The following is a 15,294-nucleotide window of genomic DNA, read 5'->3' as shown; positions in this document are numbered from 1 at the left end:
TTTTTTAATTAAAATAAATAAAGTATGGAAAAATTGAAATACGGTCAACCTATTAGTTTAAGACTTTCCAATTATTTGAGAGACTTTACAACTAAGGAAGATGTAGCAAATGTAAGCACTGAGACAGGTGTAAGTATTTCTACGCTTAACTATGTAAAAAGAAGAGCGAACAATGTTTCTGAAGGAAATGAAAAAGGAATTATATGCTTAGCTCAGAAAGCTTTAGAAAATGCAGAAGCGAAAAGAAAGGAGGCTTTAAGATGCAAGAAAGAATTAAGTCAAATACTACAATAGAAATAAAATCAATCATGGGCGCTTTGGAGAATGAAATTCAGGCTTTAAAAATGAGGCAGATTGGAATAGAGAAAAAACAGAAGAAGGAGAATGAAGATGTTTGGAGTCGAATTCAATTATTAGAAAAATTAGCATTAGAGAATGAATCCGGAGTGGATGCCGGAGAAATTAGCCCAAGCGTCCAGATTGCTTTGTTAAGAGCTGCAAATCGTAGAGGATATAGAAAATAAAAGTCGCCTGTGGCGCAGACGACTTAAGCAAAATCGTGTAACAATAAAATTATTACAACATGGAAGCAAAAGTACAAAAAACAATTTTAGGAAAAAAGATCAGGGGCTTTGAATTTTACAAACAACTTGATTACAAGTTCAATAAAATGCGAGTACATGGGATTGTGTGGTTGGAAGATGGAGAGAGAATACATGTAAGATTTAATGAATTTAAGATCATTAATAATTTAGGACAGGTTTCGGGAATGGTGTTAAAATCAAATCCGGGATATAAGAGGATAAAGAGAATGATTGCAAGATGGTTTTCATCTTATCGTAAAGGATCAAAAGGAGGACAGATGCATCATGTGAGTTATTGGAGAAGCAGAGCGATTGACGGAATGCACAATATCAATTTATTCAGAACCTCAACGGTTAAATTCTCAGAAAACAGGTCTAACTTTTTAAAACTCGCATCATGAGAACCTTACTATTAACAATGCGTTGGTTCGGCCAACAGTACATGTACTTCGTTGAATACTTAATCAAATATCATTAACCATGAAAAACTTATCACACGAATTCTTAATCTCAAATGGCTTCACAAAGAAAATATCAGATGAGGTTTATTATGAGTCTCAAATAGCAAGTTCAGAACCTTCAGTAATAGTATATGTCTACAATAATTCTGCTTCGATTTGTATCGGTACAGGTAGGGAAAAAGACATTAAGATTGAAAGTGAGTCTCAATTCTCACAGTTTTTAGAAACCATTCAAAACACTTTATCATGAAAGTAACTGTAATAATAGAAAACGTTGGTGGTGTTTTCTATGTAAACCACAAACGTCTTGGGCATGAGCCATTATCCGAAATGGAGACAACAGCCTTAAACGAGTTCATCAAAGAGTTTAAACAATCAAATTCATGCAAACACAGTTAATCGAGCAAACATATGATCGCTGGTTTTGGGAATATAGATTGAGCTATCAAGAACCGGGAGATACTTCTTACGCGACAAGGCGTGGTAAGGATGGAAAAAAGAAAAAGATTTACGGAAAGATATTCAGTATCGAAAAAGGTATGAAAACCGTAACAGTCCAAATCGAACGAAACATCAAATCAAAAGTTAAACAATCAAATCAATAATCATGGAAAATATAAATTGGAAAAAACAACATTGCGGAGTAATCCAAGGAGAATATGCTGATGTGTTAGAACTAATGCCTGATTTGGCAGAGTTATTAAAATCTTTTCCTGAAAATCCTAATGATTTCATATGGGATGTTAAAGTTCACATGTTAATGCCTAACCAGTACCCATGTATTCCAAATTGGCACAGAGATATGATACCAAGAGATTCAGAATTAAAGGAAGATGAAAGTAAAATTGATGAATCGAAACCAATGTACTTATGGTTGTCAAATGCTCCATTAACGATTTTTAAAGATGAATACGGCGAAGAGTATGAAGTTGAAGCCGGAAAGTGGCACCGATTTACCCAAAGAGATTGGCATTGTGGTCAGCCAGCAAAAGAATTTACATGGCACGGATTAATAAGGGCATGCCATAAAGATTTGGGAATTAATTCCAAGACAGTAAACAATCCATTTGAAAATAAATCAGTTTTAAGGCGTCACTGTCAGGTTTACTTAGATGCCGGAAATTTTAAATGGTAAAATAACCAAAGCAAAAATGAAGATATGGATATTCAAGACTACAGCCGGGGGCGTAACAACGCTAATTCCAAACTGGCATTTCAAAAGGCAAAGGTGACTATTCCAAAAATGTGGGAGAAAGTATATGATCTAGTAGATGGGATAAGAACAACAATTGAGATCGCAAATATACTGGGAGTTCCAATACACACTATTTCCGGACGCTTCTCAGAGCTAAAAGCAAAACATAAAATCTATCAAATTACATCAAGAAAGATCGGCAGTAAATCTTACGCGGTCTATTCAAAAACAATCAATTAAAATGGAAAAACAATCTAAAACACACTTCAGAAAAGTTTACAAGTCTGATCACCTTGGAGTAGCAGATCTTGAAGACTATCTGGAAGAGGGTAGAAGGCTTGTTTTCAAAATACGGGAAGTTAAACAGGAGTTGGGAGTAAGTGTAGCGGGGAAAAAAGGAAACTTCAATATCGCATATTTTGAAGAAAACATTAAGCCTCTAGTATTAAATGCAACAAATGCTGCAGTATTAAAAGGATTCTCCGGATCGTCATTCGTTGAAGACTGGAAAGGATTATTAATTGAATTATTTATTGACTCTACAGTAAAAATGAAAGGAGACGTAGTTGGAGGTGTTAGAATAGTAAGGAAGCAGCCAATCATTGATGCTGATCTGACAAACGAAATAAACGCATGTAAGGAGGTTTCAGAGCTTGGTAAGTTATTTGGCAAGATGTCAAAAGAGCAACAACAGAGATACAAAGTATTAGTAACTGAACGAAAAAAAGAATTAGAGAATGTTAAGAGTGCATGATTTTTCAAATTACAAGTTTCGCCCTCATGCTATTGGTAAGATAATGAAAGGACTTCCGAAGCCTTTAACACAAAATCAGTCCGAAACATTGGTTGGATTAATGCAAAAAATACAGTCTAGGAAAATTACCGATAAGCAAATAGTTACTCTTGGTGAGCTGATTAAAAAGAGGGATGCAAAGCCTGAATTATCAGATGGCGCAAAAACATATTTAGAAACAATTTTTAAGGAAACGGTTTTTAATAGGAAAAAAGATATTCAAAGTAAGTACCTGGCAAAAGGAATATCTGTTGAAGAGGAAAATATAAATCAGTACAATGAAGTACGAGGGACTTTTTTAATTAAGAATGAGGTTCGATATGAAAACGATTTCTTCTCCGGAGAAATGGATATTGAAGAGGATGACGAAATAATTGATTTTAAAAGTTCATGGGATTACGAAACATTTCCTCTTTTTAATGATGACGTACCGAATGAAGATTATGAATACCAGCTGCAGGCTTACATGGATCTAAGGCCCAACGTAAAGAAAGCAAGATTAGTTTATGGACTTGTTGATACTCCAGACGAATTGATACTTGATGAGAAAAGAAGAACTGGATGGAAATTAGGATTTATTGATGGTCTTCCTGAAGATTTAGATCAGGAAATAACCAACAACATGACTTATGCAGATATTCCCAAAGAGGCTAGAATTAAAGAATTCATCATTTACAGAGACGAAAAAGTAATCGCTCAAATGAAAGACATGATTGTCCTGGCAAGAGAATATCTGAACTCACTAAACACAACATTAGCAAAACACTTACAATTAATTTAAAATGAGCCAATCAAATAAAGTTTTCTTCAAAAAAGTTGTATTGCAGTTCTTGGGGTTTGAGTATAGCGTGTTTATGCGGAAAAATGGCAGTTATGGATTGTATCACGAAAAACACGGATGGATTGATATTTATCCCAATAAACAAAGACTTCTTATCCGTAAAACAAATACGTGGAAATCGGAAGCATTTGATTGGATCAATGAAAACTTACTAACAGAAAAATTTAAATAATGGAATTACAAGGAACAATAAAAAGAATCGGACAAACTGAAACATTTGCTTCAGGATTTCAAAAAAGAGAATTCGTAATACTTACAACAGAACAATATCCACAACCAATCAATATCGAAATAATGGGAGACAAGATTGATATACTTGATCCGTATAAAGAAGGCGATAATGTAAATGTAGGAATTAATATCCGGGGTCGGGAGTGGACTTCTCCATTAGGCGAAACTAAATATTTCAACTCAATAGTTGCGTGGAAAATTCAAAAACTTTCCTGATGAAAGAAAAAGACGGATACTGGTCAGGCCGTGACTCTAACGGCCTATTTAAGTGGAATGAAAAGAGATTAATCCGAATCGAAAAAGACAAAAAGAAAACCAATGAAAAATCCAAAACCAAACCAAGAAATTGAAGCTATTAAAAATAGGCTAAAACAGCAATTACTTCCTGAAGGTAATATTCCAAACAGTAGAGTAGCTAAAATGGTAGAATTATTAGATGCTACAGCAACCTTAGAATACGCTAAAAAGCTTAATCGGCCTGTTAGAAAGGCCAGAGAAGGCGAATGCCAGTACACTATAGAACTTGAAAAGCAAAGATCAAAAAATCCAAAACAAGAAAATATAGGCAATGGTCTATTGAATGCAAAAGAAGCTTCAAAAGAGCTCGGAATTACAACTAAAAACATTCAGCATCACAGAAGATCAGGAAAACTAAAATGTACTAAGATAGGAGGAAGATTTTTCTTTAAACGCGAAGATGTTGAAAGATTGAGGATACAAAGAGCTATTGATAAATTATGAAAATACTTAATCTTTATGCAGGAATAGGAGGAAATAGAAAACTTTGGGGTGATGAACACGAAATTACAGCCGTTGAATATGATCAGGCTACAGCTGATGAGTATTCTAGAGTTTTTCCAAATGATAAAATGATAGTAACAGATGCTCATGATTATTTGTTGAAAAATTATATGAATTTTGATTTTATATGGAGTTCTCCGCCATGCCCTACTCATTCAGACATAAGAAGGTGTGGAGTTAATTCAGGCCAATATGAAGCTTTATATCCGGCAATGGAACTTTATCAGGAAATAATTCTATTAATGAATTTTGCTAAAAACGAAACTAAATGGGTGGTAGAAAATGTACGGCCATATTATGAGCCTTTAATTCCTCCTACGCATAAACTACATCGACACTTTTATTGGTCTAATTTTAAAATTTTACCATTTGAGGTTGAAGATGAGAGAAAGCATGATAATATAAAAGGTTACTCAACGATTTATGGTTTCAATATAAAAGATTCCAAAATAAAAGACAAAAGGAAGGCTTTGCGAAATATGGTAGACCCTGAACTAGGTAAACATATTATAGATTCCGCAATGAATACAAAACAATCATATTTTAAAATAAATAGCCTGTTTGACAACGAGTACATGATACTTGAAGATTAAAAAACTACCATGCATTAGTGATGTTTTAGCATGGGTATAGATTGAATTAACAAAAGTTAAATTATAAGATATGGCTGAAGATAAGAATGGTTTTTTGCTGTATAAAGATCTCATACATTCTGTTCGAAAATTACCAAAGGAAAAAGCCGGAGAATTGTTCATGCATATTTTGAGTTATGTCAATGATGAAAATCCGGAAACCGAAGATTTTATAATTGAATTAGCCTTTGAACCAGTAAAGCAACATTTGAAAAGAGATCTAAAGAAGTATAAAACAAAATTAGATAAGAAATCAGAATCCGGAAGGATTGGGAATTTAAAAAAGTGGCATCCAGAGATTTATGAAAAATACGAGTCAGGATTGTTATCTCTAGAAGAAGCCGAAAAGATCGCAAAAGATCGCAAAGTATCGCAGTGCGATAAAATTATCGCAAACGTCGCTGATAATGATAATGATACTGTTAGTGATAATGTAAGTGTTACTGTTAGTGATAATGATATTCTTTTAGGAAAAGAAACAAAAGAAGAAAAATTAAAAAAAGAAAATTCCGAAGAATTGTTTTCAGATGAACCTGATCCGGTAAAATTATCTGAAGACGAAAAAAGAAAAAAAGTTGCGCAAAAAAAAGAAAAGGCAGAACCGCCCGATTTGGACACTTTCTTAAAGTCAGCCAGGGAAATATATCAAAACGAACTTAAACTCGATTTTTCACTATACGAATTCGCTGTACGGGCAAAGTACAACAGTTGGATTGAATCAGGATGGAAAGATGGTCACAAAAAGCCAATTATTTCTTGGAAAAACAAACTCCGTAATGTCATACCTCACTTAAAACCAATTTATGGAAAATCAAATAATCAAACAGGAACCGCAGGAAATAATACACCTGCACAACAAGCAACTTATAATATCCAAGAGGCAGCTGGAAGACTTGCCGAAGATTTTTCAAAGGGAAATATTCCTGGAGTCTATCGCTAAATCATCAGCTGAAATCAAGGAGAAGCTAGTGAATGATATTCTTACGCTTTTTCAAGTGAGGGAACGACAAAGGGAAAAAGACGAAATGAAAGATACTTGGTTATTATTCATCATGGATTATCGCCTTACAGCTTCGGAAATTTTTCAAGCGCATAGGATGGCATTGAAGCGAGAGTTGCTTGATCAGAACGGAAACGAGATAGAATGCCTGCCAATGCTATCAACCAATACCACCGGAAAAATTTTGAAAGCATATGAGCGATACAAGCAAAACGATAAGCAATTGGAAGCCGGAAGAGAACAACTGAAGAAAATATTAAACCCTGAACCTGAAAGATCTCCTGAAGAAATAAAGGCCGAAAAGAAAAAGAATTGGGATGCTTTGGTGGATGCTGTAAAAAAAGGTGAAAAATGTGAACATGCTTTTCTGTTTTATGAATTCGCAATCAAGAAAGGAGGATTGTCAAGCTTTGTAAGTGACACAAATGGTCAAAAAACTGCAATAAAAGAGAAAATGGTACAAATACTCGCTAATGAAAAATTAAAGCCAAATTCAGTACTGTTTAACGCTTTTGAATTAAAACAGCTTTCCGAGTATTTCGAAGACAAGAAAAAAGCAATGACTAACGATATAGCATTTGCTTTTGACAGACTTCATGCAATGGCAATAACTCACGTTAAAAATGACAAGGTTTATGAGTGGGTTTCAGAACAAATAAAAATAAAAAGCCATGAAAACAAAAGTTAACCGAACACCGACGGATATGCTTGATGATCTTTCGATATTCATTTACAATTTGCGTAATGCAGGATATACACTGATGAATATTGCTCATATAGTCAAAAAAGATCACTCAACAGTAATGTATCACATACGAAAGTATGAAGGACTTTCAAAGTTCAATCAGGAATTTAAAAATAGAATCAACAATTTCAACGAAGAGAATTTTATCAAGAAAATGAATTACTCGAAACTTTTAAAAAACAGAACAGGTAATGTGCCTGTATCAGTTTCATTCATAAACACGGCACAAGTAAAGCAAAAGCCACTGATCAAACCTTTAACAGGCCCTCAAAATTACAATGAAAAGGACAGAGACGCAGTAGAAAAATGGTTAAGTTTCTGCGCAATCGGAACGACAATTATTGACACCGGAACCAAGATGTTAAAAAACAAAGGCTTAATTCATTCCCGTGATGGAGTATTTGACCTGATAACAGCCTTTAAGCAACTTAATAAGCACTTCACTGGTAATGAAAACTTTGATCAGAAAGAAATAGGAATAGAAGATTTTGTTTTCACTTTTTTAACTTCCACCGAAGAGCATCAACAGCGAGTAATTAAATTTCAGGAGTCGATTTTGAGGAAAAGCTAGTTCTTTTTTAAAACGCCTCGCCATTCTCCATTCTCATTGTAAGAGTGTTCAGCATACTGATCTGAAGCTATAAGCTCAAAAACAGAACACTCGAGAGCGTCAGCTATTGATTGAATAATTTTTATCGAAGGATTGCCTACCATACGAGCGTTAAGTGCCTGATAAGTAATATCAAGTTTTTTAGCCAGCGTTTGAAGATCTATGCCTTTTGATTTAGCAACTTCTTTTATTCTCAGTTTCATTTTACAAATATAGTAAATAAAATTATAGTTTGATAATTATGGAAATCCGTAAAATAAAAGTTTGATAAAAGTTTGCAAATATCAAATTATAGTTTTATATTTGTATCAACAAAAACAAACAACATGAAAACAACATTAATCATTATCGCTTACACTTTATTATTAATTGGAGGTTTAGCAACAGCAGCAATATTAAATCCTGCTAAGACAGAAGTAAAATCAAAAAACTTCGTGGGAATTGATGCTGTTGGAGTAAAGCACGGGGCGGGTGCGAAGTCAACAATTAAATACCATTAAAAAACAAAAGCAAAATCAACAACAATTAAAATTTACAACAATGAAAACATTCAAACAAAGCTTACTAGAGCTATTAACATTACAAACTAATGAAGAAATAGCTGATAAATTAAAAGATATTTTAGATCTTTTTGAATCATCAATAGCTGTAAGGTTAGAATCGGAATTTATCTTCATGGACTCAGATTCGGGTAAAGATATTGGAGGGAGCTGCTACATTACTCCTCCGTCAAAAGGAGAGTTTTACATAACTGATAAAGCGATTTATGAAGTAATGCAAGTGACACATTCTTATCGACCTTCTCAAGAGGCTGGGAGAATTCAGGTGAAAAAGGTGAGAGATTTAAAAACAAAGGCTGGCCACCTATAACGGCTGACTGTTCCGGGCGGACTGATCATTTCAGTCGCCCGGGGTTTTATTTCAAACAATTAAATCAAAAATATTATGAGTGACAATATCCAAAAATTAGGAAATGAACCAACAAATCCAACATATTTCAAAGATGGAGAAATAGATGGATGTGGTTTAACAAAACGTGAATACTTTGCAGGGCTGTTATTACAGGGATTTATTGCAAATTCTAGTCTGTGTCCCTTTATTGAGCAAGGGCACAGGATAATGTTAGCACAAGAGGCTGTTATAATGTCTGATGAACTATTAAAAGCTTTAGAAAATGAAAACTAAATACATTAAAGTATCCGTATCGGAGCGAATTCCGGAGAAAGAAGGTGATTACTTCTGTGTAATAGCTAATGGACCATCAATCATGACTTGTAGAAGTATGTATTTTGAAAGATTCAAAGGTATTACCCACTGGCTAGAAGAAAAGCCCGACTATGAGGATGAGATGAAGGAGATTCTGGAAGAAGTTTTTAATTATTCAAAAGCATGGCCACTTGACGGACTGCCAAGTCAAATGGAAGACAAAATCGAAGAATTACTAACCAAACTAAAAACAAAAGAATCATGAGTGAATTCAAAGGAACAAAAGGAAAATGGGAATATTCAGGTGGTGACAATTCTTCTATTGATATAGTTCTGCCTAATAATACGACAATATCAATAGATAGATATGATAGATATGGATGCGGTCTCGTTGGACAAAGGGAGGAAATGGAAGCGAACGCATTGCTAATCTCCAAAGCCCCTGAAATGCTTGAAATGCTTAAATCCATAGATTCAGCTTTGGATGAATTATGGCAAAAAGATGATAAAAACGTGTTGTTTGATTATTTAAGTGGAATTGATACTAAACAACTAATCAAAGAAGCTACAGAGCTAAAATAAACGGAAACCGGACCGTTCTTTCCGGGAAATAAACAAAAACTTTTTTAAATGAAAAAATCAATTTTCATCGGTGCATTAGCACTGATCACACTGGCTGCGTGCCAAAACGAAAGTAATGAACTTCAAAACGAAGTTCAAAAAACAGAAGAAGCACAAAGAAGAGCAGGTAGCAATGCAAATGAAGCAGATTTACTTAATTCGGTAAAAAGAGCTTCAGGATATGACTCCAGAAGAACCCCATACATCGTATGCCACACTGATTGGACCGCTCTTCAAGGCACTTCATGCGTAATCAATGGCGATGGTATATATCAAGTCACGTGGACGAATGGGTTTGAAATTAATTCTAATGGGCAAACGGTGCCTGCAACGATCTACACGCCTACAAAAGTAACAAGTTGTGGATGTTAACACCCGGCCCTTCGGGGCCTTTTAAACCTTAAAAAATTCACAATGGAAAACCACAAAGAGAAACAAGAGATATTTGATCAGTATGCAAGAACCAGAGAATTTGATAATTGGAATGACCTGAAGAATTGTTGTATCGAATTCGATATTGATTTAGATGAGTACATATTTGAAGCCTGTGATCTAGTCCAGGAGGAACAGCAGAAGAGAATAGCTGATAATGTAGAAGTAAAAGAAATACTTTGCCACATTGGAACTGAATACGAAGTCGACAAATCATCAATCATTAATCCCGAAAATCTTATCAAATGAAAGAACTAGAAGAACTAACAGCCGATATACGGGAGAAGCTTCCGAGGCTGAAAGAATTGCCAATAATTGGTTTGGAACCAATGCTTAACGATGTACTGGAATGGTTGTCACTTAAAAGCGATACAATAGATTATTATGGTTTTGACAGTGCAGGGAACTATTTATGGTTCAATCATGCATTAAATAAATTTAGCACAAATCCAACGGTAAAATGGACCCTCTCAAATCCTTATATCAAAGACCAATCCCCTGAACTTATAAAATTCCTTCACTCACTTATAAAAACAAAACAATGAATAAAGACGAACTTTTAAAAATTTACTCAGCTTATCTGCCGTATGGACTACAGATTTCAACTGATGATGAAGGTCAAGATTGGGTTGAAACAGTTATTGGAGTCAATAACGAGGCGTTAGAAACAAGTGTTGGCAACTATTGGGATTTTACTGTAAAGCCAATTCTCTACGATCTATCCTATTTAACCAAGGAGATAGAGCATGAGGGAGAAAGATTTATTCCGATTAGGAAAATTTACGAAATAAACGGATGGGAATGGAGTGATGATGAAGTGAATGAAATTGATGAGATAGGAATATGTTCTGATTTAGATATTCTCACCTATGCCACAGCTCAGTTATTATTATCATGGCACTTCAATATTTTTTCGCTTCCGGAATCAGAATACATAAACAAAGCAACTTTAACTCAAAAACAATAATACAATGACAAAAGAAGAGAAAATACAAGAAGCCTATGGAGAAGATTGGGAATTTTTAAAACAATATGTGAACTTACAAACTGGCATTGCTGATATTCCGAGTACAACTAATAGATCTGAGTATCTAAAAAAATACAAACATTTAGCAACATGGCCTGATATAATAGGTTTTAAGCAAAGTTTAATACCATATCAACTATATGGAATGGAAAACAATAATGGATGGACGAGAGTGGAAGATGCGCTTCCGGAAGAAGGATTTGAGGTTATTTGTTTTAATGAAAGGTGGATAGATGAAGATTTTAATCCGAAAGGTGTTAGGATTGGTTTTTTAAATGGTAACGAATGGACAACTGCTCATTACTGGAATTATCAAGACACTTACGTCACTATTTCTCATTCAAACTGTGACAATGATGAAGAATTCAGCGATGAAATTAAGGACAACATTGACCCTACTCACTATATGTTAATTGGAAATCCGCCAATTTACTAACAATTTAAACCAATAAATAATAAAGCAATGGATTACGAAAAATCAAAAGAAATTTATCAAAAAGCAATCAGTACCTGGGGAGAAATAGCCCAGTTGGAAATGCTGCAAGAAGAAAGTACAGAGCTAGCTCTTGCAACGAGAAAGTATATCAGAATACCTAACGATGAAAATATGACAAAGTTAGCGTCGGAAGTGGCAGATGTTAAAATAATGCTTGAGCAGTTAGAATTTATGTATCCGGATATAACTGTAATGTCTAATGATTGGCGAAAAAATAAGTTAAGTAGACTTGAGCAAAGGCTTAATAAATTGAATTTTGAAGATTAACCCCGTGCCATCTTATGGTGGCACTTTAAAAGAAAAGAACAAAAATGAAAATAAAACACGATAATGTAATCACAGCATTTTTAGTTATAGGAATAATTGGTATGTTATCAATTATGATTTTAGGAATGGTTTTATGGGCAATTGAAAAATAAAGAATAATGAAAAGCTTAGAATTATCACTTAATAAAAGACTCCTTATTGTGGAGTATGATCATGAAAAGTTTTTAAGGCCTGCCGATGTTATGCAAGAGTTAAACATGTGGGATTTGAAACTCATCTGCAAAGGTCCCGATCTTACTGAGGATATTGCGAAGGGATTGGTTGAAAGAAAAAAAGCATATGATACGCCTGAAATTTATTTCTTTAAAAACTACAAAAATGAATTTTTGGATTGTTTAACTGCTTTACAAGCCTTCATTTCTTCTATCGAAGCTTCCGGTTACCATTGGGGAGAAAATCCGTATGAAAAAGAATTAGACCGTTGTAATGCGTACACAGATATGTTCACAATTGCTAAGAGAGCAAGGAAGTACGCAGAAGCCGAATCCAGGACCTTCAACCCATCAAAATGTATAATCTTTGAAATAGTGTAATTTATTATCTTTACTCCATGGAAAACATGGAAGAAATAGAAGCGAAATTCTTAGAAGCTGTTAAAAAAGAATTTGCAAAATCCGGCGGAGCAAATGGTATTGATCATAATGTGTATGATCCTATCTTAAAGATGACACCCGACGAAAAACAAGAATTTTTCAAACAGTTGATTCGGGAAAAGAAAATAGTACAAATTAACCATCTTAACGGTATTTCATTTACTCTTCCAAAATAAAGCCCCTGTATTAACAGGGGTGTTTTTAGCTGAAAAAAATTCGCTGGTATTCGGTTTTGTCTATTTCTGCAGGAATAAAAAAAGGTCTTAATTCTAAAGCGCCTAAAACTTTAAAAAGAGTTGAAAGGCTCATTTCGTTTTCATTATTAAGATTCCTACGTAAAGTACTATCGTTAACATCAATCAATTTTGCAAGTTCGATATGTTCTATATTTTTTTCTTTCATTCTTTCTCTAATGAATTTAAAAAGAATTTCTTTTCCTGCATTTGCGGAGTTGTCATATTTTCCCATTAATATTCGATTTTGTGAATTAATTCAGGATCTGCAGCAAGGTCAATACAAAATTCTGAAGTCATAGATCCAGAAGGATATATGTGTGAAGAAAATCTATATTTTTTTCCATTCCATTGATAGTATCTACTTTCACTTACATTTGATTGCGTTTCCTTAGCGCCTATATTTATTAAGAATTGTTCAAAGTCATTTATCTTATCATTTGTTGAAAGCATAGACTTAATTTCAGCAACATAAACGTTATAAGCTGCTTCAAATGGTACATCACCATATTTTTCGATAAAGCGTCTTTCTTTTCTACCAGCTCCATTTGTCATTGTTTTAGTGAACTGCTCAAGTGTTGGAATTTTCATGGCTTCTATTGATTTGATTTTCTTATACAAATGTAATTATAATTTTAATAACATGCAAATATGCATGATATAAATTGATGTAAATACTTCAATTTATTTCAATTCTAAATAAGATAGAGTATTCAAAGAAAAATTGTTAGCAATTTCTATAAAAAAAGTTTTATCGATATTGTTTTGTCCTTTTCGTTTTTGTAACTTTACTGTAAAGCAGTTGGTTATGAAGATGGTAAAGCCGAAGAAATGCGCAGTATGTAGTGATGAGTTTGTACCTTTTTTGTCAACTCAGAAAGTATGTGGAACGGCATGCGCAATTTCTTTAGGCAAATCAAATATTCAAAAGCAAAACGCTAAAACTTGGAGAAAAGAGAAGAAGATCAGGAAGGAGAAGCTAAAGAGTCAAAGCGATTGGTTGCAAGATCTCCAAAAGGTATTCAATGAATTTATCCGGATTTCCCAAAAAGGAAGCAAATGTATAAGTTGCAATAATCCAGAGCCCACAGATGCGGGCCACTATCGAAGCGTGGGAGGTCACCCAGAGTTACGCTTTGAAGAAAAAAATGTAAACCTCCAGTGCAGAAAATGCAATGGATATTGGGGCGGAAATTTAATTGAATACCGGAAGGGTCTTGTTAAGAAGTACGGGGTTGAAGTAGTGGAGTGGCTAGAAGGGCCACATGATCCAGTAAAGCTGTCAATTCCAGAGATAAAAGAAAAGATTGAGTATTACCGCGGAATGATTAGGGAAATGAAGAAGAAAGCGGTTATGTGATATGATTTAATTGTTGTTGAATTACCAAGCACAGATGATGAGTGCAGAAGGGGTGGATCGTTGGTTGATGAAGGAGGGTGCTTGGTGTTTTTAAAAAGAAATGTTTAGATTAACTAAAGAACAAAAGCTCCGTTTATATAGTAAAGCTTATTTATGGAGATTAAAGTGCGAAATTACCAGAGGGTATGCAGAAGGTGTGCCAAGGTGTGCTAAAAGAGTTTATAGACATGTTTTTCTTAATGCTGAAATGGTAATAAATGAAGGCTTGTTTAATATGACTAAAGAACAACATGTTAATAAGTTTTGTAAATGGTTTTCAAAAACGTGATGCTAGCATATAGGTAATGCGCTTATGAGTATAAATTTAAAATGGCAATTATGTGTAATACCATAATAATAAACAACGGAGAAGTGGAAATAGAAACGCCTCAGGAGTTTGTGGATTATTTTCACCAAGAGCCTGTGAAAGATGAAATGTATTCTTCTGTTGTTATGCATGCTTGCTTATGTCAGATAGATGTTGAAGAGAGTTTGAAACAACTACAATTGCCTTATGAATATGACGGAATGGATTATAATGTAAAAGTTTGCGATAAAGCAAATACAAGTGTTGCCAGTATATGAGATATACGACCTTAACATCGGTTAAGTGTTACTGAGCGAAACAGGGGGCAACAGCAAATAAAGAACAGTGGCGGAAAACAGAGATAAAGCATACGCTAAAAACGAAGTACAAGTTTGAGCCTGCAGCACGATCAATGGAAAGTAACAGCAACACCAATAAGACTGCGAAAACAAATAGGTTAGCCTATACGGATTACAGGGGGATATTCTGTCTGTTCTTTTTTAAATGCCTCGAATTCGAGGGAGATTGATTTAATAAAAATTTAAATATGGTGTTGAGCGAAAAAGAAGTTGAAGATTTAATTAGCAAACTCAAAGAGAATCCAAAGTTGTATCTGTACGACTATCAACTGACGGATTTAGTAAGGTATCTTTTAATTAAAGTTGAGCAATTGGAGAAAGAAAAAGAAGGGTGAGATATTCTTTTTAATGTAGATTGATTTAATGCAGTAGGAACTATTTTTTTCATATTAATATTTTGT

Annotated in this window: 35 protein-coding genes and 1 pseudogene; 33 read left to right on the top strand and 3 right to left on the bottom strand. The window is 34.2% G+C overall.

Annotation, left to right across the window (positions count from 1 at the left end; all coding sequences use genetic code 11):
* Nucleotides 1–24: 24 nt before the first annotated feature.
* From CRS_RS13590 to CRS_RS13520, 18 genes and pseudogenes are all read left to right on the top strand, one after another.
* Complete coding sequence (locus CRS_RS13590; RefSeq protein ID WP_142724578.1) at nucleotides 25–294, top strand: hypothetical protein; 270 nt, start codon at nucleotides 25–27, stop codon at nucleotides 292–294.
* Complete coding sequence (locus CRS_RS13585; RefSeq protein ID WP_142724577.1) at nucleotides 261–524, top strand: hypothetical protein; 264 nt, start codon at nucleotides 261–263, stop codon at nucleotides 522–524. The genes CRS_RS13590 and CRS_RS13585 overlap by 34 nt, the downstream gene beginning before the upstream one ends.
* Before the next feature lie 59 nt (nucleotides 525–583).
* Nucleotides 584–985, top strand: coding sequence for a hypothetical protein (locus CRS_RS13580; RefSeq protein WP_142724576.1), 402 nt, complete (start codon nucleotides 584–586; stop codon nucleotides 983–985).
* A 79-nt stretch (nucleotides 986–1,064) separates the two neighbouring features.
* The gene (locus CRS_RS13575) at nucleotides 1,065–1,295 is read left to right on the top strand and encodes a hypothetical protein (RefSeq protein WP_142724575.1); all 231 of its coding nucleotides are present in this window, start codon (nucleotides 1,065–1,067) and stop codon (nucleotides 1,293–1,295) included.
* A complete protein-coding gene (locus tag CRS_RS24490) occupies nucleotides 1,292–1,444 on the top strand; it encodes a hypothetical protein (RefSeq protein WP_172617073.1) in 153 nt (50 codons plus the stop codon). The genes CRS_RS13575 and CRS_RS24490 overlap by 4 nt, the downstream gene beginning before the upstream one ends.
* Nucleotides 1,429–1,650, top strand: a complete 222-nt coding sequence (locus tag CRS_RS13570) for a hypothetical protein (protein ID WP_142724574.1) — start codon at nucleotides 1,429–1,431, stop codon at nucleotides 1,648–1,650. Before CRS_RS24490 ends, CRS_RS13570 begins: the two co-directional genes overlap by 16 nt.
* A 2-nt stretch (nucleotides 1,651–1,652) precedes the next feature.
* Nucleotides 1,653–2,180: a hypothetical protein gene (locus CRS_RS13565; RefSeq protein WP_142724573.1), complete on the top strand. Its 528-nt coding sequence runs from the start codon at nucleotides 1,653–1,655 to the stop codon at nucleotides 2,178–2,180.
* A gap of 24 nt (nucleotides 2,181–2,204) precedes the next feature.
* On the top strand, nucleotides 2,205–2,480 hold the full coding sequence (locus tag CRS_RS13560; protein WP_142724572.1) for a hypothetical protein: 276 nt from the start codon (nucleotides 2,205–2,207) through the stop codon (nucleotides 2,478–2,480).
* 1 nt (nucleotide 2,481) lies between these two features.
* The gene (locus tag CRS_RS13555) at nucleotides 2,482–2,994 is read left to right on the top strand and encodes a hypothetical protein (RefSeq protein ID WP_142724571.1); all 513 of its coding nucleotides are present in this window, start codon (nucleotides 2,482–2,484) and stop codon (nucleotides 2,992–2,994) included.
* Nucleotides 2,978–3,814 (top strand): hypothetical protein, encoded by an 837-nt coding sequence (locus tag CRS_RS13550; protein WP_228451255.1) that lies wholly within the window; start codon nucleotides 2,978–2,980, stop codon nucleotides 3,812–3,814. Before CRS_RS13555 ends, CRS_RS13550 begins: the two co-directional genes overlap by 17 nt.
* A gap of 1 nt (nucleotide 3,815) precedes the next feature.
* Entirely contained in the window at nucleotides 3,816–4,046 is a 231-nt protein-coding gene (locus tag CRS_RS13545) for a hypothetical protein (RefSeq protein WP_142724569.1), read from the top strand.
* Nucleotides 4,046–4,312 (top strand): annotated as a pseudogene (locus CRS_RS13540) (DUF3127 domain-containing protein); the annotation flags it as partial. The gene CRS_RS13545 and the pseudogene CRS_RS13540, both read left to right, overlap by 1 nt.
* Nucleotides 4,313–4,320: 8 nt before the next feature.
* A complete protein-coding gene (locus CRS_RS24750) occupies nucleotides 4,321–4,455 on the top strand; it encodes a hypothetical protein (RefSeq protein ID WP_262711790.1) in 135 nt (44 codons plus the stop codon).
* Nucleotides 4,424–4,846: a helix-turn-helix domain-containing protein gene (locus tag CRS_RS13535; protein WP_142724567.1), complete on the top strand. Its 423-nt coding sequence runs from the start codon at nucleotides 4,424–4,426 to the stop codon at nucleotides 4,844–4,846. Before CRS_RS24750 ends, CRS_RS13535 begins: the two co-directional genes overlap by 32 nt.
* Complete coding sequence (locus CRS_RS13530; RefSeq protein ID WP_142724566.1) at nucleotides 4,843–5,499, top strand: DNA cytosine methyltransferase; 657 nt, start codon at nucleotides 4,843–4,845, stop codon at nucleotides 5,497–5,499. The genes CRS_RS13535 and CRS_RS13530 overlap by 4 nt, the downstream gene beginning before the upstream one ends.
* A gap of 70 nt (nucleotides 5,500–5,569) precedes the next feature.
* Nucleotides 5,570–6,478, top strand: a complete 909-nt coding sequence (locus CRS_RS13525) for a DUF6291 domain-containing protein (RefSeq protein ID WP_142724565.1) — start codon at nucleotides 5,570–5,572, stop codon at nucleotides 6,476–6,478.
* Nucleotides 6,479–6,563: 85 nt separating this feature from the next.
* Nucleotides 6,564–7,226 carry a hypothetical protein gene (locus tag CRS_RS24700; RefSeq protein ID WP_228451254.1) on the top strand — a complete coding sequence of 221 codons (663 nt, stop codon included), beginning with the start codon at nucleotides 6,564–6,566 and terminating at the stop codon, nucleotides 7,224–7,226.
* On the top strand, nucleotides 7,210–7,854 hold the full coding sequence (locus CRS_RS13520) for a hypothetical protein (RefSeq protein ID WP_142724564.1): 645 nt from the start codon (nucleotides 7,210–7,212) through the stop codon (nucleotides 7,852–7,854). Before CRS_RS24700 ends, CRS_RS13520 begins: the two co-directional genes overlap by 17 nt.
* On the opposite strand, the gene CRS_RS13515 is transcribed toward CRS_RS13520, so the two are convergent.
* Nucleotides 7,851–8,096, bottom strand: coding sequence for a helix-turn-helix domain-containing protein (locus CRS_RS13515; RefSeq protein ID WP_142724563.1), 246 nt, complete (start codon nucleotides 8,094–8,096; stop codon nucleotides 7,851–7,853). The genes CRS_RS13520 and CRS_RS13515 overlap by 4 nt on opposite strands.
* Nucleotides 8,097–8,219: 123 nt before the next feature.
* Between CRS_RS13515 and CRS_RS24485 the strand changes: the two genes are divergently transcribed.
* The 13 genes from CRS_RS24485 to CRS_RS13455 all read left to right on the top strand — a co-directional run bounded on the left by CRS_RS24485 (nucleotide 8,220) and on the right by CRS_RS13455 (nucleotide 12,771).
* Nucleotides 8,220–8,393, top strand: a complete 174-nt coding sequence (locus CRS_RS24485) for a hypothetical protein (protein WP_172617072.1) — start codon at nucleotides 8,220–8,222, stop codon at nucleotides 8,391–8,393.
* A 40-nt stretch (nucleotides 8,394–8,433) separates the two neighbouring features.
* Entirely contained in the window at nucleotides 8,434–8,763 is a 330-nt protein-coding gene (locus CRS_RS13510; RefSeq protein WP_142724562.1) for a hypothetical protein, read from the top strand.
* A 75-nt stretch (nucleotides 8,764–8,838) separates the two neighbouring features.
* A complete protein-coding gene (locus tag CRS_RS13505; RefSeq protein ID WP_142724561.1) occupies nucleotides 8,839–9,078 on the top strand; it encodes a hypothetical protein in 240 nt (79 codons plus the stop codon).
* Nucleotides 9,068–9,364, top strand: a complete 297-nt coding sequence (locus CRS_RS13500; protein ID WP_142724560.1) for a hypothetical protein — start codon at nucleotides 9,068–9,070, stop codon at nucleotides 9,362–9,364. Before CRS_RS13505 ends, CRS_RS13500 begins: the two co-directional genes overlap by 11 nt.
* Entirely contained in the window at nucleotides 9,361–9,681 is a 321-nt protein-coding gene (locus tag CRS_RS13495) for a hypothetical protein (protein ID WP_142724559.1), read from the top strand. Before CRS_RS13500 ends, CRS_RS13495 begins: the two co-directional genes overlap by 4 nt.
* 48 nt (nucleotides 9,682–9,729) lie before the next feature.
* Nucleotides 9,730–10,092, top strand: coding sequence for a hypothetical protein (locus tag CRS_RS13490; protein ID WP_142724558.1), 363 nt, complete (start codon nucleotides 9,730–9,732; stop codon nucleotides 10,090–10,092).
* A gap of 42 nt (nucleotides 10,093–10,134) precedes the next feature.
* Nucleotides 10,135–10,401, top strand: coding sequence for a hypothetical protein (locus CRS_RS13485; RefSeq protein WP_142724557.1), 267 nt, complete (start codon nucleotides 10,135–10,137; stop codon nucleotides 10,399–10,401).
* Complete coding sequence (locus tag CRS_RS13480) at nucleotides 10,398–10,697, top strand: hypothetical protein (RefSeq protein WP_142724556.1); 300 nt, start codon at nucleotides 10,398–10,400, stop codon at nucleotides 10,695–10,697. The genes CRS_RS13485 and CRS_RS13480 overlap by 4 nt, the downstream gene beginning before the upstream one ends.
* Nucleotides 10,694–11,119: a hypothetical protein gene (locus CRS_RS13475; RefSeq protein ID WP_142724555.1), complete on the top strand. Its 426-nt coding sequence runs from the start codon at nucleotides 10,694–10,696 to the stop codon at nucleotides 11,117–11,119. Before CRS_RS13480 ends, CRS_RS13475 begins: the two co-directional genes overlap by 4 nt.
* Nucleotides 11,120–11,123: 4 nt before the next feature.
* A complete protein-coding gene (locus CRS_RS13470) occupies nucleotides 11,124–11,615 on the top strand; it encodes a hypothetical protein (RefSeq protein ID WP_142724554.1) in 492 nt (163 codons plus the stop codon).
* A gap of 27 nt (nucleotides 11,616–11,642) precedes the next feature.
* Nucleotides 11,643–11,942: a hypothetical protein gene (locus CRS_RS13465; RefSeq protein ID WP_142724553.1), complete on the top strand. Its 300-nt coding sequence runs from the start codon at nucleotides 11,643–11,645 to the stop codon at nucleotides 11,940–11,942.
* A 158-nt stretch (nucleotides 11,943–12,100) separates the two neighbouring features.
* Nucleotides 12,101–12,535, top strand: a complete 435-nt coding sequence (locus tag CRS_RS13460; protein WP_142724552.1) for a hypothetical protein — start codon at nucleotides 12,101–12,103, stop codon at nucleotides 12,533–12,535.
* A gap of 26 nt (nucleotides 12,536–12,561) precedes the next feature.
* Nucleotides 12,562–12,771 (top strand): hypothetical protein, encoded by a 210-nt coding sequence (locus CRS_RS13455; RefSeq protein ID WP_142724551.1) that lies wholly within the window; start codon nucleotides 12,562–12,564, stop codon nucleotides 12,769–12,771.
* A 25-nt stretch (nucleotides 12,772–12,796) separates the two neighbouring features.
* Here CRS_RS13455 and CRS_RS13450 read toward each other — a convergent pair whose 3' ends face one another.
* Together CRS_RS13450 and CRS_RS13445 are read right to left on the bottom strand one after the other, a co-directional pair.
* Nucleotides 12,797–13,063 carry a helix-turn-helix domain-containing protein gene (locus tag CRS_RS13450; RefSeq protein WP_142724550.1) on the bottom strand — a complete coding sequence of 89 codons (267 nt, stop codon included), beginning with the start codon at nucleotides 13,061–13,063 and terminating at the stop codon, nucleotides 12,797–12,799.
* Nucleotides 13,063–13,419 carry a hypothetical protein gene (locus CRS_RS13445; protein WP_142724549.1) on the bottom strand — a complete coding sequence of 119 codons (357 nt, stop codon included), beginning with the start codon at nucleotides 13,417–13,419 and terminating at the stop codon, nucleotides 13,063–13,065. The genes CRS_RS13450 and CRS_RS13445 overlap by 1 nt, the downstream gene beginning before the upstream one ends.
* 217 nt (nucleotides 13,420–13,636) lie before the next feature.
* Between CRS_RS13445 and CRS_RS13440 the strand changes: the two genes are divergently transcribed.
* Together CRS_RS13440 and CRS_RS13435 are read left to right on the top strand one after the other, a co-directional pair.
* On the top strand, nucleotides 13,637–14,188 hold the full coding sequence (locus CRS_RS13440) for a recombination protein NinG (RefSeq protein WP_228451253.1): 552 nt from the start codon (nucleotides 13,637–13,639) through the stop codon (nucleotides 14,186–14,188).
* A gap of 378 nt (nucleotides 14,189–14,566) precedes the next feature.
* Nucleotides 14,567–14,812: a hypothetical protein gene (locus CRS_RS13435; protein ID WP_142724548.1), complete on the top strand. Its 246-nt coding sequence runs from the start codon at nucleotides 14,567–14,569 to the stop codon at nucleotides 14,810–14,812.
* Nucleotides 14,813–15,294: the final 482 nt, after the last annotated feature.

It is taken from the genome of Chryseobacterium sp. ON_d1, from assembly GCF_006829085.1.
Lineage (GTDB): Bacteria > Bacteroidota > Bacteroidia > Flavobacteriales > Weeksellaceae > Chryseobacterium.
The sequence above is the reverse complement of the archived record's forward strand: the minus strand, read 5'-3'. Positions and strand labels throughout refer to the sequence as shown.